The organism is Paraburkholderia sp. GAS32, assembly GCF_050434225.1.
In the GTDB taxonomy this organism is placed as follows: Bacteria; Pseudomonadota; Gammaproteobacteria; order Burkholderiales; family Burkholderiaceae; genus Paraburkholderia; species Paraburkholderia madseniana.
This window is the reverse complement of sequence record NZ_JBNPVS010000006.1, coordinates 271,283-295,768: the sequence shown is the minus strand read 5'-3', so window position 1 is coordinate 295,768 and position 24,486 is coordinate 271,283. Positions and strand designations below refer to the sequence as shown.

Annotated in this window: 23 protein-coding genes; 21 read left to right on the top strand and 2 right to left on the bottom strand. The window is 61.3% G+C overall.

The features are described 5' to 3' along the window. Positions 1 to 219: 219 nt before the first annotated feature. From P3T25_RS10545 to P3T25_RS10510, 8 genes are all read left to right on the top strand, one after another. Positions 220 to 729, top strand: a complete 510-nt coding sequence (locus tag P3T25_RS10545) for a DUF1993 domain-containing protein (RefSeq protein WP_154560174.1) — start codon at positions 220 to 222, stop codon at positions 727 to 729. Positions 730 to 860: 131 nt separating this feature from the next. Continuing rightward, positions 861 to 1,343 carry a cupin domain-containing protein gene (locus P3T25_RS10540; RefSeq protein WP_154560175.1) on the top strand — a complete coding sequence of 161 codons (483 nt, stop codon included), beginning with the start codon at positions 861 to 863 and terminating at the stop codon, positions 1,341 to 1,343. Positions 1,344 to 1,486: 143 nt separating this feature from the next. Further along, a complete protein-coding gene (locus P3T25_RS10535; RefSeq protein ID WP_266238714.1) occupies positions 1,487 to 2,128 on the top strand; it encodes a DsbA family oxidoreductase in 642 nt (213 codons plus the stop codon). 236 nt (positions 2,129 to 2,364) lie between these two features. Further along, positions 2,365 to 3,330: a LysR family transcriptional regulator gene (locus tag P3T25_RS10530; protein WP_266238715.1), complete on the top strand. Its 966-nt coding sequence runs from the start codon at positions 2,365 to 2,367 to the stop codon at positions 3,328 to 3,330. Between the two features lie 266 nt (positions 3,331 to 3,596). Further along, positions 3,597 to 5,108, top strand: coding sequence for a sugar ABC transporter ATP-binding protein (locus tag P3T25_RS10525; protein ID WP_266238716.1), 1,512 nt, complete (start codon positions 3,597 to 3,599; stop codon positions 5,106 to 5,108). 24 nt (positions 5,109 to 5,132) lie between these two features. After that, a complete protein-coding gene (locus P3T25_RS10520; protein ID WP_171927951.1) occupies positions 5,133 to 6,158 on the top strand; it encodes an ABC transporter permease in 1,026 nt (341 codons plus the stop codon). Positions 6,159 to 6,256: 98 nt separating this feature from the next. Then, a complete protein-coding gene (locus tag P3T25_RS10515) occupies positions 6,257 to 7,198 on the top strand; it encodes an ABC transporter substrate-binding protein (protein WP_171927973.1) in 942 nt (313 codons plus the stop codon). Positions 7,199 to 7,364: 166 nt separating this feature from the next. Further along, complete coding sequence (locus P3T25_RS10510) at positions 7,365 to 8,663, top strand: L-fuconate dehydratase (protein WP_429358038.1); 1,299 nt, start codon at positions 7,365 to 7,367, stop codon at positions 8,661 to 8,663. 33 nt (positions 8,664 to 8,696) lie between these two features. Here the strand turns inward: P3T25_RS10510 and P3T25_RS10505 are convergent, their stop codons facing one another. Beyond that, on the bottom strand, positions 8,697 to 9,611 hold the full coding sequence (locus tag P3T25_RS10505) for a LysR family transcriptional regulator (RefSeq protein WP_154560182.1): 915 nt from the start codon (positions 9,609 to 9,611) through the stop codon (positions 8,697 to 8,699). Positions 9,612 to 9,771: 160 nt separating this feature from the next. Here P3T25_RS10505 and P3T25_RS10500 point away from each other — a divergent pair, with 160 nt between their 5' ends. The 4 genes from P3T25_RS10500 to P3T25_RS10485 all read left to right on the top strand — a co-directional run bounded on the left by P3T25_RS10500 (position 9,772) and on the right by P3T25_RS10485 (position 13,419). Beyond that, the gene (locus P3T25_RS10500; RefSeq protein ID WP_154560183.1) at positions 9,772 to 10,107 is read left to right on the top strand and encodes a DUF4148 domain-containing protein; all 336 of its coding nucleotides are present in this window, start codon (positions 9,772 to 9,774) and stop codon (positions 10,105 to 10,107) included. A gap of 50 nt (positions 10,108 to 10,157) precedes the next feature. Beyond that, positions 10,158 to 11,471: a serine hydrolase domain-containing protein gene (locus tag P3T25_RS10495; protein ID WP_266238718.1), complete on the top strand. Its 1,314-nt coding sequence runs from the start codon at positions 10,158 to 10,160 to the stop codon at positions 11,469 to 11,471. Between the two features lie 56 nt (positions 11,472 to 11,527). Beyond that, on the top strand, positions 11,528 to 12,394 hold the full coding sequence (locus P3T25_RS10490; protein WP_266238719.1) for an NmrA family NAD(P)-binding protein: 867 nt from the start codon (positions 11,528 to 11,530) through the stop codon (positions 12,392 to 12,394). 92 nt (positions 12,395 to 12,486) lie between these two features. Then, on the top strand, positions 12,487 to 13,419 hold the full coding sequence (locus tag P3T25_RS10485) for an aldo/keto reductase (protein WP_429358037.1): 933 nt from the start codon (positions 12,487 to 12,489) through the stop codon (positions 13,417 to 13,419). 181 nt (positions 13,420 to 13,600) lie between these two features. Here P3T25_RS10485 and P3T25_RS10480 read toward each other — a convergent pair whose 3' ends face one another. After that, positions 13,601 to 14,560: an AraC family transcriptional regulator gene (locus P3T25_RS10480; protein WP_154560187.1), complete on the bottom strand. Its 960-nt coding sequence runs from the start codon at positions 14,558 to 14,560 to the stop codon at positions 13,601 to 13,603. Positions 14,561 to 14,808: 248 nt separating this feature from the next. On the opposite strand from P3T25_RS10480, the gene P3T25_RS10475 reads away from it, so the two are divergent. The 9 genes from P3T25_RS10475 to P3T25_RS10435 all read left to right on the top strand — a co-directional run bounded on the left by P3T25_RS10475 (position 14,809) and on the right by P3T25_RS10435 (position 24,479). Continuing rightward, positions 14,809 to 15,348, top strand: coding sequence for a carboxymuconolactone decarboxylase family protein (locus tag P3T25_RS10475; protein WP_266238721.1), 540 nt, complete (start codon positions 14,809 to 14,811; stop codon positions 15,346 to 15,348). A 361-nt stretch (positions 15,349 to 15,709) separates the two neighbouring features. Beyond that, complete coding sequence (locus P3T25_RS10470) at positions 15,710 to 16,606, top strand: nitrilase family protein (RefSeq protein WP_154560189.1); 897 nt, start codon at positions 15,710 to 15,712, stop codon at positions 16,604 to 16,606. Between the two features lie 65 nt (positions 16,607 to 16,671). Then, on the top strand, positions 16,672 to 17,838 hold the full coding sequence (locus tag P3T25_RS10465) for a substrate-binding protein (RefSeq protein ID WP_266238722.1): 1,167 nt from the start codon (positions 16,672 to 16,674) through the stop codon (positions 17,836 to 17,838). Between the two features lie 86 nt (positions 17,839 to 17,924). Further along, positions 17,925 to 18,758 (top strand): branched-chain amino acid ABC transporter permease, encoded by an 834-nt coding sequence (locus tag P3T25_RS10460; RefSeq protein ID WP_097394188.1) that lies wholly within the window; start codon positions 17,925 to 17,927, stop codon positions 18,756 to 18,758. Then, positions 18,751 to 20,613, top strand: coding sequence for a branched-chain amino acid ABC transporter ATP-binding protein/permease (locus P3T25_RS10455; RefSeq protein WP_266238723.1), 1,863 nt, complete (start codon positions 18,751 to 18,753; stop codon positions 20,611 to 20,613). The genes P3T25_RS10460 and P3T25_RS10455 overlap by 8 nt, the downstream gene beginning before the upstream one ends. Then, positions 20,610 to 21,317, top strand: a complete 708-nt coding sequence (locus P3T25_RS10450) for an ABC transporter ATP-binding protein (protein WP_154560192.1) — start codon at positions 20,610 to 20,612, stop codon at positions 21,315 to 21,317. The genes P3T25_RS10455 and P3T25_RS10450 overlap by 4 nt, the downstream gene beginning before the upstream one ends. Before the next feature lie 35 nt (positions 21,318 to 21,352). Next, positions 21,353 to 22,654, top strand: a complete 1,302-nt coding sequence (locus P3T25_RS10445; protein WP_171927960.1) for an amidase — start codon at positions 21,353 to 21,355, stop codon at positions 22,652 to 22,654. 32 nt (positions 22,655 to 22,686) lie between these two features. Continuing rightward, on the top strand, positions 22,687 to 23,862 hold the full coding sequence (locus P3T25_RS10440) for a transporter substrate-binding domain-containing protein (RefSeq protein WP_171927961.1): 1,176 nt from the start codon (positions 22,687 to 22,689) through the stop codon (positions 23,860 to 23,862). Beyond that, positions 23,859 to 24,479 (top strand): ANTAR domain-containing response regulator, encoded by a 621-nt coding sequence (locus tag P3T25_RS10435; RefSeq protein WP_171927962.1) that lies wholly within the window; start codon positions 23,859 to 23,861, stop codon positions 24,477 to 24,479. The genes P3T25_RS10440 and P3T25_RS10435 overlap by 4 nt, the downstream gene beginning before the upstream one ends. The last annotated feature ends 7 nt before the right edge of the window (positions 24,480 to 24,486 follow it).

The window sequence follows — 24,486 nt, the reverse complement described above, 5'->3', positions numbered from 1 at the left end:
AAGCGCGCCTCAAAATGCCGACGTTCTTTTCATCGAATCACTGGAGGAGAAACGCGTATCGGGCTGTGCTCGGCCAACGCGAGACAGCTATTGCTGTTCCGCTCCTAAGGCGTGTGGATCCGCACTTCCGGCAGGACGGTGGTAACCTTCCCCCGCTTATTCATCCGGCCGGCGTGGCATCTTCCGCGCCGGCATCCAACATCGACCGAAAGAGTGATCATGACCAGTTCCATCTACAGCGCATCCGTTCCCGTCTTCAAGCAAATGCTGACTGCATTGTCCGACGTGCTGAAGAAAGCCGAAGCGCATGCCACCGAAAGGAACATCGAGCCGAACGCGCTGCTGCAGGCACGCCTGTTTCCGGATATGTTTCCCCTGGTGCGCCAGGTGCAGATCGCCGCGGATTTCAGCAAGGGCGTCAGTTCGCGCCTGGCCGGCGTAGAAGTGCCGTCGTGGCCCGACACTGAGGTGACGTTTGCCGACCTGCAAGCGCTGATCGCCAAAGCGTTGGCTCACCTCGGCACGCTCGACGCCGCCCAGTTCGAGGGTAGCGAGAACAAGGAAATCGTCCTGCGTCCGGGCACGCCGAAAGAGAAGAAGCTGGTCGGCAGCGCCTATTTGCAGAACTACGGTCTGCCCCAGTTTTTCTTCCACGTCACGACGGCCTACGCGATTCTGCGCCACAACGGCGTTGAAATCGGCAAGCGCGACTACATGGGATCGTACTGATCGTTGACGCACGGGCAGGGCGGGCCAGCGGTCGGCGGTAGTTTCAGCGGATTTTCACGTCGCCGGCTAACGACGAATTATGAGTGAGTTAGCCGCTATCATCGACCGTAGTCCCCAAAGGAGAACAATCGATGAGCCGACCCGATTTCATCAAACACTGGACCGAGCTGGAAGAACCGGATGCGCATTCCTATCGCGGCGATACCGAGAAAATGGCGCTCGACGCGCCGCTATCCGCCGCACTCGGCATCACGCGCATTGGCATTCATCACGTGAGGCTTTTGCCCGGCCGGCGCACGTCATATCCGCACGCCGAAAGTACCGAGCAGGAGTTTGTGTATGTGCTCGAAGGCAAGCCCGATGTCTGGATCGACGGCGTGCTTCATCCCATTGCTGAAGGCGATTCCGTCGCGTTTCCGTCAGGCACCGGCATCTGCCACACCTTCATCAACAATACGAAGGACGAAGTCAGGCTGATGGTGATCGGCGAACGTCCGCGCGACGACAACCGCATTCGTTATCCGCTCAACGAAGCGCACGAACGGACCCGCGCGGACCGCTGGGTGGACTGGCCTACCAGGCCAATCGGGGACCACAACGGGATGCCGGACTGAAGGGTACGCCGCGGATGACGGCCTCGGCGCATATCCGGAGCGCGGTCCTGCAAGAACTAGCGATTCAGGCTAGGCTACCGCGTGGGCCGTTTTGCGTCGCACCGCAGCGGCCGTGCCACACGGTTATTCCAGTCAGGAAAGCAATGAAACAACAGCTAACAATCGATTTTGTCTCCGATATCGCATGCCCGTGGTGTGCGATTGGCCTGTCGTCACTCCAGCTCGCACTATCGCGCTTGAGCGATACGGTCGACGCTCAAGTCATCGTGCATCCCTTTGAGCTGAATCCGGAGATGGGGCCGGACGGCGAAGCCATTGTCGATTATCTCGGCAAGAAATACGGACGTACTCCGGAGCAGATCGCGGAAACCCAGGCCATGATCCGCGAGCGCGGGGCGAGCGTCGGTTTTGCCTTCGGCCCGCGTACGCACGTCTATAACACCTTCGATGCGCACCGCCTGCTGCATTGGGCCGGTATCGAAGGCAAGCAGTTGCCGCTCAAACTGGCGCTGCTGCGGGCCTATCATGCCGAGGGCAAAGACCCGAGCAATCACGAAGTCCTGGTTGAAGCGGCTCAATCTGTAGGGCTCGACGCCGCGCAAGCAAGTGAGGTACTGCGCAGCGGAATCTATGCCGACGACGTCCGTGCGGAAGAACGGGAATTCCAGTCGAAGGGCATCCAGTCCGTGCCGGCGATCATCTTCAACGGACGCTATCTGGTGAGCGGCGGACAACCCGTGGAAACCTTCGAGCAAGTCATCCAGCAGATTCTCGCCGAAGCGTAGGGCGGCAATCGGCAATCGCGCCGGCGGCCCGTTGCATTCAACGGGCCGCAACCGAAGACTCACTTCGGTCCGCGTCCGCTTTCTCACCGGCAGACGAAAGACGGGTTCATTGCCCGCACACTGAATCCCGCCACACTTGTCACTCACACCGTTCGATGCACGGCATTAGTGTGCTCTACAAGGACGAGGCTGGTGTTGTGTTCCATAGCGCCTCGACATCGATAGGAGAGACGCCCGTGATGGATCGCATCATGGCGATGCAGACCTTCGTACGCATCGTCGACGCCAACAGCTTTACCCGCGCCGCGCAGTCGCTTGGGATTCCACGCGCAAGCGCGACAACACTCGTGCAGAACCTCGAGGCCATGCTCGGCATCCAGTTGCTCGTGCGCACCACGCGCCGGCTCAGTCTGACTGCCGAGGGGGCCGCCTATTACGAGCGCTGCGTGCAGATTCTCGCCGACCTCGACGACATCGAGGCGAGCCTGCGGCATCCCGACGACCGGCCGCGCGGGCGGCTGCGCGTTGAGATGCCGGCGGTCGTCGCGAACGCGATCGTGTTTCCGGCGCTCGACGATTTTCACGCGCGCTACGAGCACATCCTGCTCACCTTCGGCGTCAGCAACCGCCAGGTCGAACGGGCCGGCGAAGCGATCGATTGCTGCATTCTGACTGGAAAGTCGCCGGATGCGGGCCTCGCCGCTCGCCGACTGGGCGCGCTCGAGCGTGTGACCTGTGCGAGCCCGCTTTATCTCGCACGGTACGGCACGCCGCAACGGTTCGATGAGCTAAGCGGTCATATCGCGGTGAATTACATGTGTGCGCAAACGGGGCGTGCAGCGGATTTCGATTTTCAGGTCGAAGGCGACACGGTCAACGTGGCGATTGAGGGCTTCGTGCAGGTGAGCGACGAGCATGCCTATCTCGAATGCGGACTGCGCGGACTTGGACTGATCCAGCCGCCGCGGGCGCTCGCCCAGCCCTATCTCGACTCCGGGCGGCTGCGTGAAGTGCTGCCGCATTGCAGGCCCGCGGCGCTGCCGGTATCGGTCGCGTATCTGCGTCATCGGCGCGCTCCGCCTCGCGTGCTTGCCTTCGTCAACTGGCTCGCGGAACTGTTCGAAACGGCGCGGCACGTAAGCCATGAGCCGTCACCCGTGCACCGGAGTCTGCGTGGCGTGGCGGCCGCCGAACCGGCCTGAAATGAGCGACAAACCAAATAGTGGGAAGCAGGCGCGAGATACCTGTGCGCACGACACTAGGGAATGCCTACGCTTGAGCCGCTGCCATCCAGCGTCGTAAAATCGTGGCACATCAGTTTGGGTGGCCCAGCAATGTGTCTGGCTTCTCGTTACGATTTCAGCCGCAATACCCGGCAACGCCCGGCGCAGCGGCTTCCCGCGCTTTTTCGACCCGCTCCCCGCATTGAGGCCAGCGGCGATCGCGGAATTGTCGTTCAATCCGCGCCATGACCCCGCTCATTTCCGTTAAAAGGCTCAACAAGCGCTTTCCCGGCGTGAGGGCGCTTCACGAAGTCCAGTTCGAGCTCATGGCCGGTGAAGTCCACGCGTTGATGGGCGAGAACGGTGCCGGCAAGTCGACGTTGATGAAAATCCTCGCCGGCGTCTACACCCGGGACACGGGCGATATTCTCTATGACGGTCAGCCGGTCGAGTTCTCGAGCCCGCGCGAGGCGCAGGCCATGGGTATCGGCATTATTCATCAGGAACTCCAGTTGATGAATCACCTGACCGTCGCCCAGAATATGTTCATCGGCCGCGAGCCGCGTGGGCGCCTCGGTCTGTTCCTCGACGAAGACAAGCTCAATGAGCAGGCGCGCGACATTCTTGCCCGCATGCATGTGAATATCGACCCGCGCGCGGTGGTCAGCACGCTCACCGTCGCAAAGCAGCAGATGATCGAGATCGCCAAGGCATTGTCCTTCGATTCGCGCGTGCTGATCATGGACGAGCCGACCTCGGCGCTCAACGACGCCGAGATCGCCGAGCTGTTCCGCATCATCCGCGAGCTGAAGAGCCGGGGCGTGGGCATCGTCTATATCTCCCACAAGATGGACGAGCTGAAGCAGATTGCTGACCGCGTCACCGTGTTGCGTGACGGGGAATATGTGGCCACCGTCACCGCGAAAGACACCAGCGTCGACGCGATCATCGGCATGATGGTCGGTCGAATCTTGACCGACGCCGCGCCTTCTGAGAGCGTCGCCGGCACGGGCGAGATCGCGCTCGAAGTCAACAATCTGAATGCCGGCCCGCTTGTCAGAGACGTCAGCTTTGCGCTGCGCAAAGGCGAGATATTGGGCTTTGCCGGCTTGATGGGCGCCGGTCGCACCGAGGTCGCCCGCGCGGTGTTCGGCGCCGATCCGATCGAATCGGGTGAAATCATCGTGAAAGGCGTGAAGGCGACGATCAGGAATCCGAGCGATGCGGTGGCGCGCGGCATCGGCTATCTCTCGGAAGACCGGAAGCGCTTCGGTCTTGCGACCGGCATGAACGTCGAATCGAACATCGTGATGTCCAACCTGCGCAAATTCCTGTCGCTCAACTTTTTCTTGCGCCGCACTGAGATCCGCCGGACAGCCACCCATTTCATCAATCTGCTCGCCATTCGTACGCCCTCCGCGACGCAGGAGGTGCGGCTTCTCTCGGGCGGCAATCAGCAGAAAATCGTCGTTGCGAAATGGCTCGAGCGCGACTGCGACGTGCTTTTCTTCGACGAGCCGACGCGCGGCATCGACGTCGGCGCCAAGAGCGAAATTTACAAACTCCTGCGCTCGCTCGCCGGGCAAGGCAAGGCGATCGTCATGATCTCGTCGGAACTGCCGGAGATCTTGCGCATGAGCGACCGCATCGTCGTGATGTGCGAGGGCCGCATTACCGGCGAACTTTCAGCCACGGAGGCGACGCAGGAGCGCATCATGCAACTGGCGACGCAGCGCGAAACCTTAAAAGCGGCGTGAGCCCGAAGAGGAGAGATCCAGTTTATGACACAGCCATCGGATACTTCGACGCTCGCTAACGAGGGGCGGTTGTCCGGCCTCAGAGCCCGCGTCTTCACGCCGACCGCTCTGCAAAAGCTGCTCGCCTTCGGGAGCCTGATCCTGTTGCTGGTCTTTTTCAGCTTCGCGTCCCCTGCGTTCATGCAGATGGACAACATGCTCGGGATTCTGCAGGCGACGGCCGTCAACGGCGTGCTGGCGATTGCCTGCACGTTCGTCATCATCACGGGCGGTATCGATTTGTCCGTCGGTACCTTGATGACTTTCACGGCGGTCATTTGCGGCGTGTTTCTGACCTATTGGCATTTGCCGATGTGGACCGGCGTCGTGGCTGCGATCGGGACGGGCGCAATCTGCGGGACCATTTCGGGCACGCTCACGGCGAAAATGAAAATACCGCCGTTCATTGCCACCTTAGGCATGATGCTGCTGCTGAAAGGTCTTTCGCTCGTCGTCTCGGCCGACAAGCCGATCTATTTCACCGACACCGAAAACTTCTACATGATTTCTCAGGATTCGCTGATCGGCTCTTTCCTGCCGAGCCTGCCGGTTCCGAACGCGGTCCTGATCCTGTTTTTCCTTGCGGTGGTAAGTTCGATCACGCTCAATCGCACGGCGCTCGGCCGGTACACGTTTGCGCTTGGCAGCAACGAAGAAGCGGTGCGCCTTTCCGGCGTGAATGTCGACCGGTGGAAGATCGCCATTTACGGCCTGGCCGGGGCAATTTGCGGCATCGCCGGGCTGCTGATTGCCTCGCGCCTGAATTCGGCGCAGCCGGCGCTAGGCCAAGGTTACGAACTCGAAGCGATCGCCGCCGTGGTCATCGGCGGGACCTCGCTCAGCGGCGGTGCGGGCACGATTCTGGGCACGATCATCGGTGCGTTCATCATGAGCGTGCTGACCAACGGCCTGCGCATCATGTCCGTTGCTCAGGAATGGCAGATCGTGGTGACCGGCCTCATCATCATTCTCGCGGTTTATGCCGATATTTTGCGGCGCAAGAAAAGCTGACGAAGGTTGACGCTACGCGAAACAAGATCAAGAAAAGGGAGCGCCCAAGGCTCCCCGAACGGCTGAAAGTGGATGGCCAACTTAGGAGGAGAAACCCCATGTTGAAAAGAAGACTAATCGGTGTCGTGGTCGGCGTTGGCGCGCTCATTGGCGGGGCGAGTGTGACGTACGCGCAAGACACCTACATCCCGTTGATCTCGAAGGGCTTCCAGCATCAGTTCTGGCAGGCGGTTAAATCCGGCGCGGAACAGTCGGCCAAGGAGCACAACGTCAGGATCACTTTCGAGGGTCCGGAAACCGAGGCCATGGTCGATAAGCAGATCGACATGCTCTCGGCGGCGCTCGCCAAGAAGCCCCAGGCGCTCGGCATCGCCGCGCTCGATAGCAAGGCAGCCATTCCGCTGTTGAAGCGGGCGCAGGCCGCCAAAATACCCGTGATCGCCTTCGACTCGGGCGTCGACAGCGACATTCCGTTGACCACGTGCGCGACCGACAATCTTGCCGCGGCCGCACTCGCCGCCGACAAGATGGCCGAGGCGATCGGCAATGCCGGAGAGGTGGGTCTGGTGGTGCATGACCAGACCAGCCGCACCGGCATCGATCGCCGCGATGGCTTCCTGAATGAGATGAAAGCGAAGCACCCGAACATCAAGATCGTCTCAGTCCAGTACGGCGGCGGCGACCACCTGAAGTCGGCGGAAATCGCCAAGACGATGATCCAGGCCAACCCCAATCTCAAGGGCATTTTCGGGGCGAATGAAGGGTCGGCGGAAGGTGCTGCGATCGGCGTCAAGGAATCGGGCAAAAAGCTCGTGCTGATCGGCTATGACTCCGGCAAGGAGCAGAAGGACGACATCAATTCGGGCTTGATGGCCGGCGCCATTACGCAGAACCCGGTCGGCATCGGCAAATGCGTCGTCGACTCTGCGGTGAAGGCGTTGAAGGGCGAGAAGCTGCCCAAGAAAGTCGACACGGGCTTCTACTGGTACGACAAGAGCAATATGAGCGATCCCAAGATCGCCGCTGTGCTCTACGATTGACCGGGGCCGCCTGACGCGAAGAGAGAGGAGGGGGCGCTGCGCTCCCTTTTCTTTTCTTGCCTCCCGTCCGCCTGGAGTGCAGATGGCTGCAAAGAGGCCAGGCGAACACGCACGGCCTCTTTGCCTATAAGCAGAAGACGATAGCTGTCGCAGAGGAGGGGTTCAGATGCCCACGATCACCAAGCTGTCCGTCCGGGACATTCGGTTCCCGACCTCGCGTTCACTCGACGGCTCCGATGCGATGAACGCCGCGCCGGATTACTCCGCTGCCTACGTGACGCTCGAAACCGATTCGCCGACGGGGCACACAGGTCACGGTCTTACCTTCACCATCGGCCGCGGCAACGAGATCTGCGTGAGTGCGGTGAAGGCGCTTGCCCCGCTGGTCGTCGGCAAAACGCTCGAGGATATCGCAGCGAACATGGGCGCCTTCTGGCGCGCGTTGACGTCGGACAGCCAGTTGCGCTGGATCGGTCCGGACAAGGGCGCCATTCATCTGGCGACGGCGGCTGTCGTGAACGCGGCCTGGGACCTGTGGGCCAAAGCGGAAGGCAAGCCGGTGTGGAAACTGCTCGTCGACATGAGTCCCGAAGAACTCGTGCGATGCCTCGATTTCCGCTATGTGACCGATGCGATCACGCCGCAGGAAGCCATCGCCATGCTGCACCGTCATGCAAAGACGCGAGGCAAGCGCGAAAAGGACATGCTGGCGCACGGCTATCCGGCCTACACGACGTCGGCCGGCTGGCTCGGTTACGACGACGACAAGATTCGCCGGCTCGCACGTGAAGGTGTCGCGCAGGGCTGGACGCACTTCAAGCAGAAGGTGGGCGGTAATATTGAAGAAGATATGCGCCGGGCCCGCATCCTGCGCGAAGAAATCGGCGAAAACCTGAAGCTGATGATGGATGCGAACCAGGTGTGGGATGTCGACGAAGCGGTCGCGAACATGCGGCGCCTGGCGGAATTCGATCCCTGGTGGATCGAGGAACCCACGAGTCCCGACGACATTCTCGGCCACGCGGCTATCCGCGAGCGGATTCGGCCCATCGGTGTCGCGACGGGCGAGCACTGCCAAAACCGGGTGATGTTCAAGCAGTTGCTGCAGGCACAAGCAATCGACTTCTGTCAGGTCGATAGCTGCCGCCTTGGCGGTCTGAACGAGGTGATCATCGTCCTGTTGATGGCGGCGAAATTCGGTGTGCCCGTGTGTCCGCATGCGGGTGGCGTCGGCTTGTGCGAGTACGTCCAGCATATTTCGCTGTTCGACTATATCTGCGTGTCGGCGTCGCTGGACAACCGGGTGCTCGAATACGTGGATCATTTGCATGAGCATTTTGTCGATCCTGTCGTGATTCGAAACGGCCGTTATATGCCGCCGCAGCGTGCCGGCTACAGCATCGAAATGCATGCAGCGTCGCTTGATGAGTATGACTTTCCCGAGGGGCCGGCCTGGCGGGTTTGACGCGGCACGCGCGGGGCCCTCTGCGGCCATCGGCTAACTCGTACTCGTCAAAGCGACGATGAAGTCAAGGAACACCCTTGTCTTGGCCGGCGTGTGGTGCCGCGATGGATGGTACGCATAGAGAGGGAAGCGCTCATCCGGCCAGTCTGGGAACAGGTTGACGAGCCGTCCCTCCCGAATCAGGGGTTCCGCTCCGAGCAGAAGCATCTGCGCGACGCCGGAGCCGGCCAGACAAGCGTTGAAGAGTGCGCTCGGATCGTTCACCGTAAGCCGTCCATTCGTTTCGACAACCAGCTTTTTGCGCTTGCGATGAAACTCCCACGGATACGGCTTTCCGGTTTCCGGGTTACGGAATTCGAGGCACCGGTGCGTCCCGCGACCCAGATCTTGAGGCTCTGCTGGCCGCCCCCGGCGCGCGAGGTACGAGGGTGCTGCGACGGTGACAACAGCGGTGTCCAAAAGCTTTCGCGCAATCAGACTGGATGAGCGAGGTTCGCCAAATCGCAAGGCCAGATCGAAGCCGTCCACGATGAGGTCGCCAAGCTGATCTCTCGCAATGAACTCGAGTTCAAGTTCAGGATGCGCATCCATGAATTCGTCGAGCTTCGGACCCAGAACGATTCGAAAAAAAGCGGGATCAAGATTGATTCGCAGTTTCCCGCGTACTGTCGCGGTGCCGCCTGACGCGGCGGCTGCCGCTTCCTCCATTCCCCTTAAGTGCGGCATGACCTGCTCGTAGAACCGTTTGCCCTCTTCCGTGAGGGAAACGGCGCGAGTCGTGCGATTGAAGAGCCGTATTTTCAGCCGCTTCTCGAGCCTGGCGATTGCCCGGCTGACTCCGGGGGGCGACATACCCATCACTTCGGACGCGGCTGCGAACGTCCCCGCATCGACGACGGCCGCAAATACGCTGATACCGCTAGAGAGATTCTCGCTGGACGATCTCATTGGCGCTCCCCGCACAGTGCGTCAAAAACCGCACTATGGCTCATTAGTGACTGCCTGTCACTTCACAAGTGTCATTCGTATCATTTAGTTTCTCATCGAGTTTACCCACAATGCATCCCAACGGTCCGTTTCGACCGCAACGATCCAAAGGAGCATTGCCATGAATACCCGTTATCTCGCACTTGCCGTTGCCGCCGCCATCGCCTTCCCTGTCGCTGGCTACGCTCAGGAATCCTCGACTGTCACGCGTGCACAGGTGCGCGCGGAACTCGTCCAACTGGAAAGCGTGGGCTACCAGCCCGGCCGAGCCAACGATCCGCATTACCCAGCCGACATTCAGGCAGCCGAAGCAGCAGTGGCCTCGCAGAAGGGCGCCGAGTCGAACGTCGCCAGTGGCGTGGGCGGAGTGCGCAGCGGTTCGTCCGATTCGGGCAATCGCGTCGCTGCGGCAGCCCTCGCGAATGCACCGTTCAACTCGCTTTACGCACATCGTTGATCGGCGTGTCACACCAATCATTGTTCATTCCATTTTCCAAGGAGTAGGAGATGACCGTTCAACTCACCCGCCGCGACCTGTTGAAGCGGGCATCCGGTCTCCTGGCGGTCGCCGCAGTGGGCGGATTGACCAGCATCGGAACGGAGGCCGCGGAGGGTCATCAGGAGCGTCATCGTGTTCTGGTCCGCAACCCAGCCTTTGCCTCGATTGACCTTTCCCTGCGGCAGGCCGTCGACAACGGCACCGTGGCCGGCGTGGTGGCGATGGGCGCCACGCAGCGCGGGCTCGTCTACGAGGGCGCATCTGGCCATGCCAATCCCCAGACGGGTACGGCGATGACGCCCGACACGGTGTTCTGGCTGCTATCGATGACCAAGGCGATCACTGCGACCGCCTGTATGCAACTCATCGAGCAGGGCAGGCTCTCACTCGATCAACCCGCGGGCGACATTCTCCCGGAACTGAAGTCGCCGCAAGTGCTGGACGGCTTCGATGCATCCGGACAGCCGAAACTGCGTCCTGCACGCAACACGATTACCGTGCGTCACCTGCTGACTCACACGTCCGGCTTCACGTACAGCATCTGGAGCGAAAACATGAGCCGGTACGAAAAGGTGACCGGCATGCCGGATATTGGCTATTCGATGAACGGCGCGTTCAAGGCGCCGTTGGAGTTCGAGCCCGGCGAGCGCTGGCAGTACGGCATCGGGATGGACTGGGTGGGCAAGCTGGTTGAGGCAGTCACCGATCAGTCGCTGGAGGTCTACTTCCGCGAGCACATCTTCGCGCCGCTCGGCATGAGCAATTCGGGATTTCTGATCAGCGGCGCGCAGAAGCAGCGCGTGGCGACCATGCACAACCGCCAACCCGATGGATCGCTCAAGCCCGCTCCGTTCGAGATCAACCAGCGGCCCGAGTTCTTTATGGGCGGCGGCGGGGCATTCAGCACGCCGCGCGATTACATGGCGCTCCTGCAGATGCTGGTGAACGGCGGGACGTACCGCGGCGAGCGGGTCCTGCGCGCCGACACCGTTGCGACGATGTTCCAGAATCACATCGGAGATCTTCAGGTAACCGAAATGAAGACGGCACAGCCGGCGTGGTCGAACAGCTTCGATCAATTCCCTGGGATGCCGCACAAGTGGGGGCTTTCCTTCGACATCAACACGCAGCCGGGTCCGCATGGCCGCAGCGCGGGCAGCATCAGCTGGGCGGGACTGCTGAACAGCTATTTCTGGGTCGATCCCGTCAGGAAGGTGACCGGCACGCTGTTCACGCAGATCCTGCCGTTCTACGACCCTCGCGTGGTGGATCTGTACGGACAGTTCGAGCAGGGGCTGTATCACGGCTTGCAACACGCCTGATCACCGGTCAGTGATCGGCGCTCGGGACACATCTATTTATGCAAGGAGAAACTGCAATGTATGCAATCACAGGGATAACAGGAAAGGTCGGCGGTGCGGTGGCGCGCACGTTGCTCGCAGCGGGCCAGTCCGTACGCGCGGTGGTACGCGATGCCGCTCGGGCACGTTCGTGGGCCGAGCGCGGATGTGAAGTGGTGACTGCCGACATGGACGACGAGACATCGCTTACCGCCGCTTTCGAGGGCGCGCAAGGCGTCTTCATCCTGCCGCCGTCCGATTTCGATCCGTCGCCGGGCTTTCCCGAGGCACGTGCTGTCATTGACGCTGTGCGCGGGGCGCTTCAGTCCGCGGCGCCTGGCAAGGTGGTCTGCCTGTCGACGATCGGCGCGCAAGCCACCGAGATCAATCTGCTCACGCAACGTACGCTGATGGAGCAGGCGCTTCAGGATTTGCCGGTGCCGGTGACATTCCTGCGTCCCGGCTGGTTCATGGAAAACGCCGCGTGGGACGTGGCGCCTGCCCGCGACACAGGGGTCATCCCCAGCTTTCTGCAGCCGCTCGGCAAGGCGGTGCCGATGGTCGCGACCGCGGACGTGGGTCGCGTCGCCGCGCAACTGCTTCAACAAACCTGGCTCGGCGTGCGTGTCGTCGAACTGGAGGGGCCGCACCGTGTGAGCCCGAACGATCTGGCCGCGGCATTTGCCCAGGTGCTCGGTCGTCCGGTTCGTGCGGAGGTGGTGTTGCGTGAGACATGGGGCGAGCTGTTCCGGTCCCAGGGTACGACGGACCCGTTGCCGCGCATGCGCATGCTCGACGGCTTCAATGAAGGCTTCATCGCCTTCGAAGGCAATGAAGCCGACATCGTCAAGGGCGAGGTGGAACTGGAAACCGTTCTGCGAGGCCTCGTCTCGCAGGCGGGCTAACGCGGACGCACCCGGTGACGCGTGCAGGATGCCGCGTCGCCGGGTGCTTTCCGTTCATCGTTCAGCAAGGCATTCATATCAAGGGGTTCGCTATGGAATACAGCACACTCGGCAGGTCAGGCCTGCGCATTTCCCGTCTTTGTCTTGGCGCCATGACCTTTGGTGCCGGTACCGGAATCTGGGGCGAAATTGCCGGCCTCGACCGTGCCCAGGCCACCCGGCTTGTCGCGATGGCAGTCGAGCGCGGTATCAACCTGATCGATACGGCAGACGCTTATTCGCAAGGGCACTCTGAAACGGTCGTCGGTCAGGTACTGGCTGACCTCGGACTCGACGAATCGCGCATGCTGGTCGCGACCAAGGTTCGGTTGCGCACAGGAGCCGGCCACAACGACGTCGGACTCGGCCGCTCGCACATCATGCGCTCGGTGGAGACGAGTCTTCGGCGTATCGGCCGGGACCATATCGACCTTTTTCAGTTGCACGACCGTGACGCACTCGTGCCGCTCGAAGAAACGCTTCGCGCGCTGGATGATCTTGTTACGCAGGGGAAGGTGAGGCACATCGGTGTGTGCAATTTCAGCGCGGGCGATCTGGAACGTGCGCAGGGAATTGCCAACTGTACGCATGGAGCCCGCATCGTGAGCAATCAGGTTCACTATGCGCTGACGAGCCGCGACGTCGAGTATGAGATCGCGCCCGTGGCAAAGGCGAATGATGTTGCGCTTCTGGTGTGGAGTCCGCTCGCGGGCGGGTACCTGAGCGGTAAGTACACGCAGGGAAGCAGCGGCGAAACCGGGCGTCGAACCGCGTTGAATTTTCCGCCGATCGATCCCGCGAAGGCGGATCCTGTCGTGCATGTATTGCGCGACATCGCTTCGGAATTGAACGCGTCGCCCGCTCAGGTGGCATTGGCCTGGATTCTGGCGCGCCGTGAAGTCTGTTCCGTCATCGTAGGCGCGCGCACGACCGACCAACTGACCGCTAACCTCGACGCTGAGCACATTGCGTTGAGCGCAGCGTAGACCGAACGTTTGGATCAGGTTTCGCAGCCGCACCTGCCATATCCGTACTGGATGCAGCAGTTCCATGACAAGGATCGAGTGGTGGGCTGATTGCTTGAGGAGCGGCCGTGCCGTCACGCCATCTTCAACTGCAACGTGACCGTGAGCCGAAGGCGTGCGCTGGTAGCGATGAGTTTCAGCGTCATGCCTCGAGATTTCCACCGGACGAGCGCCAACGCGCCGGTGAAACCCCGATATGACGCTTGAAGACGCGTTGAAACGCGGCAGTCGATTGATAGCCCACCGCCTCGCCGATCTCGGCGATCGGCGCGGCGGTATGCAACAGCATTCGGCCCGCGATGGTCATTCGAACCTCAGTCAGCACGTCGGAAGCCGAGCGACCGATGGCTTCCTGAAACTGACGGATGAATGTTGCTCGGGACATATTGCAGAGCCCCGATAACTGATCCAGGGTCCAGGGCTCACCTGGCGTCTCGAACATTGCGGATATCGCAGGTTGCAAACGAGGCCGCCTCGAGAGCGCGAGCAAACCATGCGGCGGCTGAGTACCTTCAGTGGCGAAACGCAACGTCAGTGCGAACAGCGCCGCCGACAGGTGATTGACGAACATCTCGCTGCCGGGGCCGGGATCGTTGGCCTCCTCATGCATCAGTTCGATCAGTTGTCTCAGACGAGTGCGGACAATGGATCGTGCGGAACCTTCGACGTCGCCACCTGGTTCGGGCAATGCGCTATGTACGACCAGGCGGCCGGGCAGATGGTCGCGCAATAGTCTGTCTGGAACTGCGCCGAGCAGAAACCGTCCGCATAGGAAGTCAGCCTTTTCGCCTTTCCCATCGTTCTCAAAGACGATCAGCGAGGCCTGTCGACTTTTTGTTTCGGGCCTCGCGGTCTCCCCGCTACCGTCATGAATAAGGTGTGCGTTGCCCGCTGGAAACAGAATGATGTCGCCCGCTGTCAGCCGTTCGGGCGGCCCGTTAACGTCTTCGAGAACGGCATGACCGGACAGCAGCACGTGGTAGGGAATTTCTCGCACGCCGGAGACAGCCTGATCGATTTTCCACGGCGCGCCGAAAAGACAGCGCAACTCCAGCCGCCCCGTGACGGGTATCAGTGAAAGCAGTCGACTTAGCAGATCCATGTGAACCGGGGGAGCATGTTTTCGCGTTGTTCGGGAATCGGTATCAAGGCACGCAAAGTGGCGCATCGGCGCAAACAATGACGCCGGATTCTAGCTGGTCGCTTCGTCCGGCGCTGCACGACGGACGCCGTCGCACTGAGCGGATGTTGTGATACTTTTGAGCATAATAATGACAATTTTTAGTATCGTAAAGATCATTCGCTGGACCTAAAGTGGAGGCTCCTAACCACCACTGAAGGAGTTCCATCATGAGCCGCATCACTGTCCCCGCTATTGCCACCGCCACCGGCGCCACTGCTGAGGTCTACGCCCAGGTCAAGAAGATTGCTGGCGGCACCGTACCTAACCTCTTCGCTGCTGTTGGTCACGTGGCCCCGGCGACGCTCTCCACCGTGCTGGCTGCCGAAGGCGTGCTCGCATCGGGGAGCCTGAGCAAACAGGATCTGGAAACTATCAAGGTGCTGGTCAGCGAACAGACCGGCTGTGACTACTGTGTAGCTGCACACGTGATGCTGGGCAAGATGACGGGCCTCTCGACGGAGGCGCTCAAACAGATTCGCGCCGGACAGGCCACCGGCGATGCCAGGCGCGATGCGCTCGTGCACTTCGTGCTGAATTTGCAGAAGACGAGCGGCACGATCAGCGAGAACGAATTCGCCGCCATTCGCGCGGCCGGCTATACCGAGACGCAACTCGCTGAGATTTCGTTGGCCGTTGCCATGACGATCTTCACCAATACATTCAACCGTATCAACGATACCGACGTCGATTTCCCGCCGGTCAAGTAACGGCAACATCGCGGAGCGTGTCGCCACACGATGGTGACGCGCTCGTCCTATCAAACGCTTCGCGACGCGGTGATTTCGCATCTGACTTATGCCGAAGGGCTTGGGCCGTTGTTGTCGGACGTGCCGGCTCGGGTAGCGGGATCAGATTTGAACAGACCTGAAACACGTCCCCAAGGAATTACCCTGGACGCAGTCAAACCGCTTGACATCCTGAATTTGGCTTCATAAATTCGCTTCGACTGAGCCGTCATTGTTTCTGGCGGCTCCACGGCAACGATGCCGTGCTACATATGAAAGGCTATGCAGCCCCCGAACTTGCGTCCAACGCTGGTTCGGGGGCTTTTTGCTTTTGGGAGAAGAAATGATGACGTTGCAGTACAACCCCGCGGAACATGGGGTCGCAGACCTGGTGGTCGCATGCGTTCAGATGGAACCTCATGTCGGCAGGAAGCACGACAACGTGGCGCAATGCATCCGGCACATCGAAGCTGCGGCGCATCACGGCGCGTCTCTGGTGGTGTTGCCGGAGCTGGCCAATAGCGGCTATGTGTTCAACGATCGTGACGAGGCATTCGCGCTGGCCGAAACGTTGCCGGAAGGGGAGACCGCGCAGTTGCTTGCCGAAACGACGCAGCGCCTTGGCATTCATGTCGTGATGGGTATTGCCGAGCGGGCGGGCAAGCAACTCTACAACTCAGCGATCCTGACTGGCCCGACGGGTCACATCGGCGTCTATCGCAAGCTGCATCTCTGGAATGACGAACATCGCTTCTTCGAACCGGGCGATCGTGGCGTTCCGGTGTTCGACACGCCGCTGGGACGAATCGCCATCGCCATCTGCTACGACGGCTGGTTTCCCGAGACATACCGGCTTGCCGCGATGCAAGGTGCGGACATCGTTTGCGTGCCGACCAACTGGGTGCCGATGCCGGCCCAACCGGACGATCGTCCCGCCATGGCCACGACGCTCACCATGGCGGCCGCGCATAGCAACGGCGTGGTGATCGCATGTGCAAACCGCATCGGCATGGAGCGTGGTCAACCGTTCGTCGGCCAGAGCCTGATTGTGGGCGGCAACGGATGGCCGGTCGCGGGTCCGGCCAGTGTCGATCGCGAAGAAATCCTGTACGCCGCAATCGATCTGACGCGCACTCGTTCGGAACGCACGCTGAACGCCTTCAATCACGTGCTGAGCGATCGGCGCGCGGACGTGTACGACCCGATGCTGGGCACCGGCTGGCCGACCTCACGCGCATGAGGCATCCGATAGCACACCCGTACGAAACACAAGAATTTCATTCGACCACTGTGAGGAAAAAATCCATGACTCCGTTCAACAGACAAATCCTTGGCGCCGCCGCGGCGCTCGTCGCGGCTTGCACCTGCATGAGTGCGCTCGCCGCCGATCCGATCAGGATCGGCGTAGCGGTGGGGCTCTCTGGCGCAAATAGTGTGGTCGCGCCGGCCGTCGTGCAGTCGTCGCAACTCGCTGTCGACGAAATCAACGCAGCGGGCGGGATCATGGGCCGCCAGGTGCAGCTCGACATCACCGACGACGCATCCGGTGCAGTCGGCGCGCAGAAAGCGTACGACACGCTCGTGTTCCAGAAGAACGTCGACGCGATCATTTCCATGGAAACGAGCGCCGCGCGTAACGCGGCGCTGCCGATCGTGGCGCGCGGCAAGAAGCCGTTCGTGTACACGTCGTTTTATGAGGGCCGTTCGTGCAGTCCGTGGATGTATGTCAACGGCTGGGTGCCTGAGCAGCAGGTCGCGCCGGTGGTCGATTACTTCGCGAAGAGCAAGGGCGCCAAGACCTTCTATCTGGTCGGCAACGACTACGTTTTTGGCCGCGGTATGCTTGGATTCACCAGAAAATACATCGAGGAGCACGGCGGCAAGGTAGTCGGCGAGGAGTACTTGCCGATCGACGGCACCGACTGGACACCGATTCTTTCCAAGATCCGTTCGGCTCATCCTGATGCGTTAATCAGTGCGACGGCCGGCGGCGCGCCTAACGTGTCGCTTGCCAAACAGTTGAAGGGTTCTGGCATGACGCTGCCTTACGGCAACCTGGCGATCGACGAAGGCACGGCGAAGAGCATGGGCGACGTCGCCACGGGCATGTATATGTCGGGCTCCTACCTGACGGGCATCGATACGCCGGGCAACAAGAAATTTATTGCGGCCATGGACAAGAAATTCGGCAAGGATCTAAAGACCCCGAACGAGTTGTCCGAGCCGCAGTACGAAGCCTTCTTCCTGTACAAGGCCGCAGTCGAAAAAGCGGGCTCAACCGACACCGACAAGGTGATCAAGGCGCTGGGCCAGGTGTCGTTCGACGGACCGCGCGGACCGGTGGCCATGAACAGGAGCCGCCACACGCCTCTCGCCATGCGCCTGGGCCAGATACAGGCGGACGGCTCAATCAAGATCTTGCAGACGTTCCCGAACGTGGATCCGGGCGCGCAGTGCCCGAATATCAAGTAGACGTAGCTGGAAATACAGCGTCCGCCTGATGCGCATTCGCAGGCGACAAGCAGGCGACACGCAGGCGGATGCGACTGGAGAAGACAATGGTTCTGGCACTCGATATTTTCACAACTGCGGCGGTGCTGTTCATCGTGACCGCAGGGTTAATGGTGATTTTCGGCGTGATGAAAATCGTCAACTTCGCCCACGGTGCGCTGCTGACAATCGGCGCATACGCGAGCTTCGTCGTGACGCAGCTCAAGCTGAGTCCGTGGCTCGGGCTGCCGCTCGCCGTCGTGGTGGGTACCGTCGTCGGCATGCTCGTCGAGCAGGTGATCGTGCGCCCACTCTACAAGCGTCCGCTCGACGCGATCCTTGCTACCTGGGGTCTGGGCATCGTGATTGGCCAGCTCATCGTGATGGCCTTCGGCCGCGAGGCGCAATTCGTGGAGACGCCGCTCAAAGGAGCCGTCACCATTGGTGGGACCGATTACTCTGCCTATCGTTTGCTGCTGATCCCGATCGCGCTCGGCCTGTGCATCCTCATGACTGCGCTTCTCACGGGAACGCGCTTCGGCATCAAGACGCGCGCGGTGATCATGAACGAGGATCTGGCGCGAGGACTCGGCATTCATTCCGGCCGCATCCGTTTTATCACTTTCAGTCTGGGCGCAGCGCTCGGTTCGCTCGCCGGCACACTCATTACGCCGCTGTCGAGCGTCGACCCCGACATGGGACTGCCGTGGCTGGTGAGCGCGTTCATGCTGGTCATGGTTTCAGGACACTCGATGCTCAGTCTGCTGGTGACGTGCCTCGTATTCGGCGCTTGCCAGGTGCTGGTCAGCACGTTCGTCAGTCCGGTGCTGGGCGGCTTGACTATCGCCGTGCTGGCGGCGCTCACGCTGCGCATTCGTCCGAAGGGGTTCTCTCATGGCTAAAGTCGGCGCATCGCCCCATCGAGCCGGTGATCAAGCTGTGCAAAACGATGAGCGGGCAAGCAGTGGGCGAACGATTCACGGACGCGGTCTGCTCGTGGTCGGCGGCCTGGCTGTCGTGCTGCTGGCCGCGGGTCCGCTTGTCTTTGGCTCGTATCTGCTCAACGTCCTCATTCAGGCCTTCTTCTTCTCGATCGTAGCCGTGACCGTGGATATCCTGTGGGGGTACACCGGGTATCTGACGTTCGGGCAATCGGCGTTCTTCGGTCTCGGCGCCTATGCCGCAGGTCTCGTCTTTACACACGGCGGTTTTTCAGCGGGTTATGTGGTGCTCGCTGTGGGAGCGGCTGTCGCGGTTACCGCGGCCGTGGCCGCATTGCTCGGCTGGCTGTCGTTCTATCGCGGCGCGTCGCCGTTCTTCGCGACGGTGATGTCGCTCGTATTGCCGATCGTTCTCAGCCAGTTGCTGCTCTCCGGCGGCGCGTGGACCGGCTCGAGTTCGGGACTCACCGGCTATGAGACCTTCGATCTTTCGCTGCAGGCGTGGTACTGGCTCGCCGGCGCGGCGCTGCTGGCCGTCGCATTGATCGCGTGGCTATTCGTGCGTAGCGACGGCGGCCGCGTGCTGGCTGCCATTCGCGACAACGAATCACGCTGCGCGTATCTCGGCATTAATACGTCGCTCGTCAAGATCGTCTTGTTGGTTGCAACCGCGGCCATCGCCGGCCTCGCCGGATTCGGCTACGGATCGTTCAGCGGCGTGGTCGCGCCTGAGCTGGCCGGGTTTGTCCTTGGCACCCAACTGATCATCTGGGTCGCGCTCGGCGGCCGGGGAACGTTGTGGGGGCCGGTGATCGGCGCGCTTCTGATCAATGTCGGGACCGCCTATCTCAGCGGCAGCATGCCATTCGCGTGGCAACTGATTCTGGGCGCCGCGTTCGTAGCGGTGATCGTGCTGTTGCCGCAAGGTTTGGTGCCGCTGTTGCTCAAGCCGTTACGCCATCTGGCGGGTCACGGCGCCGAACCCGAGCTGGTTGAGCGCGACGTCGGCGCAATTCATCAACGGGAGCTGTCAGTGCCAGCGCTGCAGATGAACGGCGTCGCCAAACATTACGGCAGCCTGAAAGTGCTGCAAGGCATCGATCTGAACGCCGATGGCGGTGAACTGGTTGGCCTCATCGGCCCGAACGGCGCCGGCAAAACGACGCTCATGCGTTGCATGAGCGACGGCGCGGAACGTTCCGCCGGCACGGTCGCGCTGTGTGGCAACGATGTCCGGCAATTGCCGCCGGACCGATGCGTGCATTTCGGCTTGGGGCGCAAGTTCCAGAACGCGAATATCTTCGAGACGCTTACCGTTGCGGAGTGCCTGAGAATCGCGGGCACCATCATCGAGCGGCCATCGCTCCTGCGACGCTCCACGACGCTTGCGCTGCCGCCCTATGCGCTGGAGGTGCTTCGTACTACCCATCTCGATCAGAGGCTGGGCGCCGTAGCGAAGGATCTTTCGCATGGCCAACAGCAGGCGTTGGAACTGGCGATGGTGCTCGCACTGGAGCCACGTATCGTACTGCTCGACGAGCCCACGGCAGGTTTGACCAAAACGGAGCGCACGCAAATCGGCGATGTGCTCGCCGCGTTGGCTCACCAGTATCGGCTTTGTTGTCTGCTGGTGGAGCACGACCTCGACTTCGTGGCCGGGATTGCCACGCGCATCGTGGTCCTGCACCAGGGACGCATCGTGATGCAAGGCAACTTCGACGAAGTCGTCAACTCGGAGCTGGTCAGAACGATTTATGCCGGGACTGCGCAAAGCGCTGCGGCAGGCGAAAACGTCGGACAACGGGAGGCGTCATGAGCCAGATTGCGCTGGAGTTGCAGGACGTGACGAGCGGATACAAGGCTTCGGTCGTGCTGCGCAAGCTCTCGATGACCGTTGCCGACGGCGAAGCCGTCGCGCTGCTCGGCAAGAACGGCATGGGCAAGACGACGGTGCTCAAGACAATCATGGGCTATCTGCCGAAGAAAGCCGGCGCCATCCGTGCGCGCGGGCAAGATATCACGCGCATGGCGCCTCACCAGATCGCGCGAGAGGGCATTGCTTACGCGCCTCAGGAACATGCATTGTTTCAGGACCTCACTATTCGCGACAATCTGCGTCTTGGGCTCGAGAAGGCGTCGGCGTTCGACGAACGCTTTGCCGCGATCGAGCCGGTGTTCCCGGTATTCGCAAGTCGCCTGAAGCAGTTGGCCGGCACGCTTTCCGGCGGCGAACAGAAGATGCTGCTGGTGGCGCGCGCGCTCATGATGCGTCCTTCGCTCATTTTGCTCGACGAGATTACGGAAGGGTTGCAACCGTCCGTGATCGACCGTCTCGCCGACGCACTGCTATGGGAACGCAGCCAGCACGGCACGACGCTGCTGCTGGTAGAGCAGAATGTTCCCTTTGCGCTGAAGGTTGCCGATCGCTACGCGGTGCTCAAGCAAGGCGAGATCCTCGAGCGTGGCAACGCGAAGGATGAAGCAGCGGTAGGATCGATCTTCGAACACCTGCGTGTGTAAGCAACATTCAGGACGACCATCACGATAGGCGGCATATGACGAACGCAAACTCATTTTATCGACCCCGCTCAGGACTGGACCTGCTAGAGCAAACCGCCGGCGACCCGCGCGAGCGCGAGCGCGCCGTCCTCGAGTCGTTCGCGCGCATGGAGGAGGTCGAGCCCGAGGTGAGGGCGATGACGGCCGTCGCGCACAGGGAAACGGCGTTGACCTTGGCCGCCGGTGCAACGGGTCCATTGGCCGGCATACCGATCGCGGTGAAAGATATCTTCGACACGAGCGACCTGGTCACCGGCTACGGCTCGCCAATTTACGAAGGCCATCAACCGAAGTCCGATGCCGCGATCGTCACGTTATTGCGGCGTAACGGCGGCATTGTCATCGGCAAGACCGTCACCAGCGAATTCGCCTATATGACGCCGCCAGTGACGCGCAATCCGTGCGACCTGACACGTACCCCTGGCGGATCTTCATCCGGCTCGGCCGCTGCGGTGGCAGCCGGCATCGTGCCTTTCGCGATCGGCACGCAGACTGGCGGCTCGACCATCCGGCCCGCTTCGTTCTGCGGCATCGCTGGCTACAAGCCCACGCTCGGCATGTTGCCGACCGTCGGCATGAAGTGCTTCTCGTGGTCGTTCGATACGGTCGGCCTGTTCGGCGCCGGTGTGCGCGACGTGGCTTACTTCGCTCAGGTCCTGTCGGGCCGGTCACTTGCCCTGAGCGGCGTGACGGCCGGCCCGGTGTTCGGCGTGCCGGACAGCTACCCATGGACCGCGCCGTCGGCGAATGCGAGTGACGCGCTCGACACGGCGGTGCGCGCCATCGAGCAGGCGGGAGGGCGCGTGCGGCGTGTGCGTTTCGCGCCATGGATGGCCGACCTGGTCGCCGCGCACAACACGATCCAGAGCTATGAGGCGTATCAGTCGTTGGGGTTCGAGTACGATCATCATCGTGTCGATCTATCGCCGATGCTCGCCGGTTTTCTTGATCGTGCTGCGAGGATCGATACCGCAAACTACATCAAGGCATGTGTGCTCGCGGAACAGGCGAAGGTCAGGCTTGCCGAACTATTCGACGGCATCACCGGATTGCTGACGCCGAGCGCACCCGACGAAGCGCCCGACGGCCAGGCGTCCACGGGCGACCCCGCATTCAATCGCAATTGGACCTTGCTCGGTTGCCCGTGCGTGAACGTGCCGGGATTGAGGGGCGCACGCGGCGCCCCGATCGGCGTGCAGGTGATCTGCCGTCCTTGGGACGATGCACGATGCCTCGACGCTGCCGCATTTGCCGAGCAGGCGATCGCGGCAACAGTGGGACGTTTTCCCGCGACCTGAGCAACGAGGAAGCGATGCAAGGAGGAGACGAAATGGCGGCGAGCTCGCGACAGTCGGCCAATCCGGCGCCCGCGGACGATGGTTGGCGCATCGGCGTGTTGTACTCGCGCACGGGCGTGACCTCAGCGACCGAGTCGGAGCATTTTTTCGGCACCGTGCTCGCGATCGAGGAAGTCAACGCGGCCGGCGGCGTGGGTGGGCGCCTGCTCGACCCGGTTGTTTACGATCCGAAGAGCGATCTTGACGAATATCGCCGGCTCGCCACGCGGATGCTGCAGGAAGACGACGTGACCGTGATTTTCGGCTGTTCGACTTCGTCGAGCCGAAAGGCGGTTTTGCCGGTGATCGAACGCACCAATGCATTGCTCTGGTACTGCTCGATCTATGAAGGGTTTGAGTATTCGCCGAACGTGATCTACACCGGCGCGGTACCGAACCAGAACAGCATGCAACTGGCCGCCTATCTGCTGCGCAATCATGGCCGCCGTTTTTTTCTGGTTGGCGCCGACTATATCTATCCGCGAGAATCGAATCGGATCATGCGTGACATGGTCGAGCAGCATGGCGGCGAAATCGTGGAAGAACTCTATCTGCCAAGCGATGCGGATCCAGCGGCGCTGGAAGACGTGGTGCGGCAGATCAAGAGCATCGAGCCCGACGTCGTGTTCTCCACGCTGATCGGGCGAGGCGCGCGTGACTTTTATCGGCTGTATCGCGAGCACGGTATCGACCCGGCACAGATTCCGATCGCAAGCTTGACAATGACCGAGGGCGAAACGCGGATGATCGGCTCCGAACTGTGTGGCAGCCACATCGTCTCGGCGAGTTACGTCAACACGCTGAACCTCGCGAGTAACCAGCGCTTTCTGAAATCATGGCATGCGCGATTCGGAGATCAACCGGCCAGCATGTGGTCGGAGATGGCGTATAACCAGGTGCATCTGTTTGCGCTGGCGCTGGCCCGCAGCGGAAGTCTCGATACGGCCAAGCTGGTGGAGGCGGTACACGAAGTCGAATTCGATTCGCCAGAGGGGGTGCTGAAAATCGATCCGGAGAACAATCACGCGATACTGACGCCGCGCATTGCCGTGTGCCGGCCGGACGGCTCGTTCGATATCGTCTGGGAGGGCCGAGGTCCGGTCAAACCTGATCCCTATCTGACGTCGTACGGATTCGCAGAATTCTGGCTCGACGGAGAATCGGCATGAGCACGGGGGCCCGTCGTCTGTTCGACGATCTACGCACACTGCGCGTCCTCGTGATTCATCCGCCGGGCGAGGATCGCATTGTTCTGGAAGAGCAGTTGCGCCGCATTGGTTGTCCGGTGCGCGTGCTCTGGCCGTTTCCGTCGCAACTGCCCACCGATGTCGACGCGATTTTCTTTCTCGTCGGCCCCGAAACCCGCAGCGCGGGAAACTGGTGCGCGGCCGATACCGAAGCCACCTTGATCGCGTTATCGGACTACGAAAATCCAACGGCGCTAAAAATGCTGGTGGATACGCAGGCGCATGGCGTCATTACGAAGCCCTACCGGTCTACCGGCATTCTGAGCACCCTGGTGCTCGCGCGCGCGTCTTCAGGCTATCAGCAGCGCTTGCATAGCAAGGTCGCCAAGCTCGAGGAGGCGATCAAGGCACGACGCCACATCGAGAAGGCCATCCGCATCCTCATGGAGGCGCACCAGCTCAGCGAGAGCGAAGCATACGAGCACATTCGTTCAAGAGCGACAAGTCTCCGGGTCACGGTGAGCGAGATCGCTACGTTGGTGATCGATGCGCATGAGGCAATGGAAAAGCTCGGCCTTGCCAAGGGACCAAGGCCTTGAGCCGCAC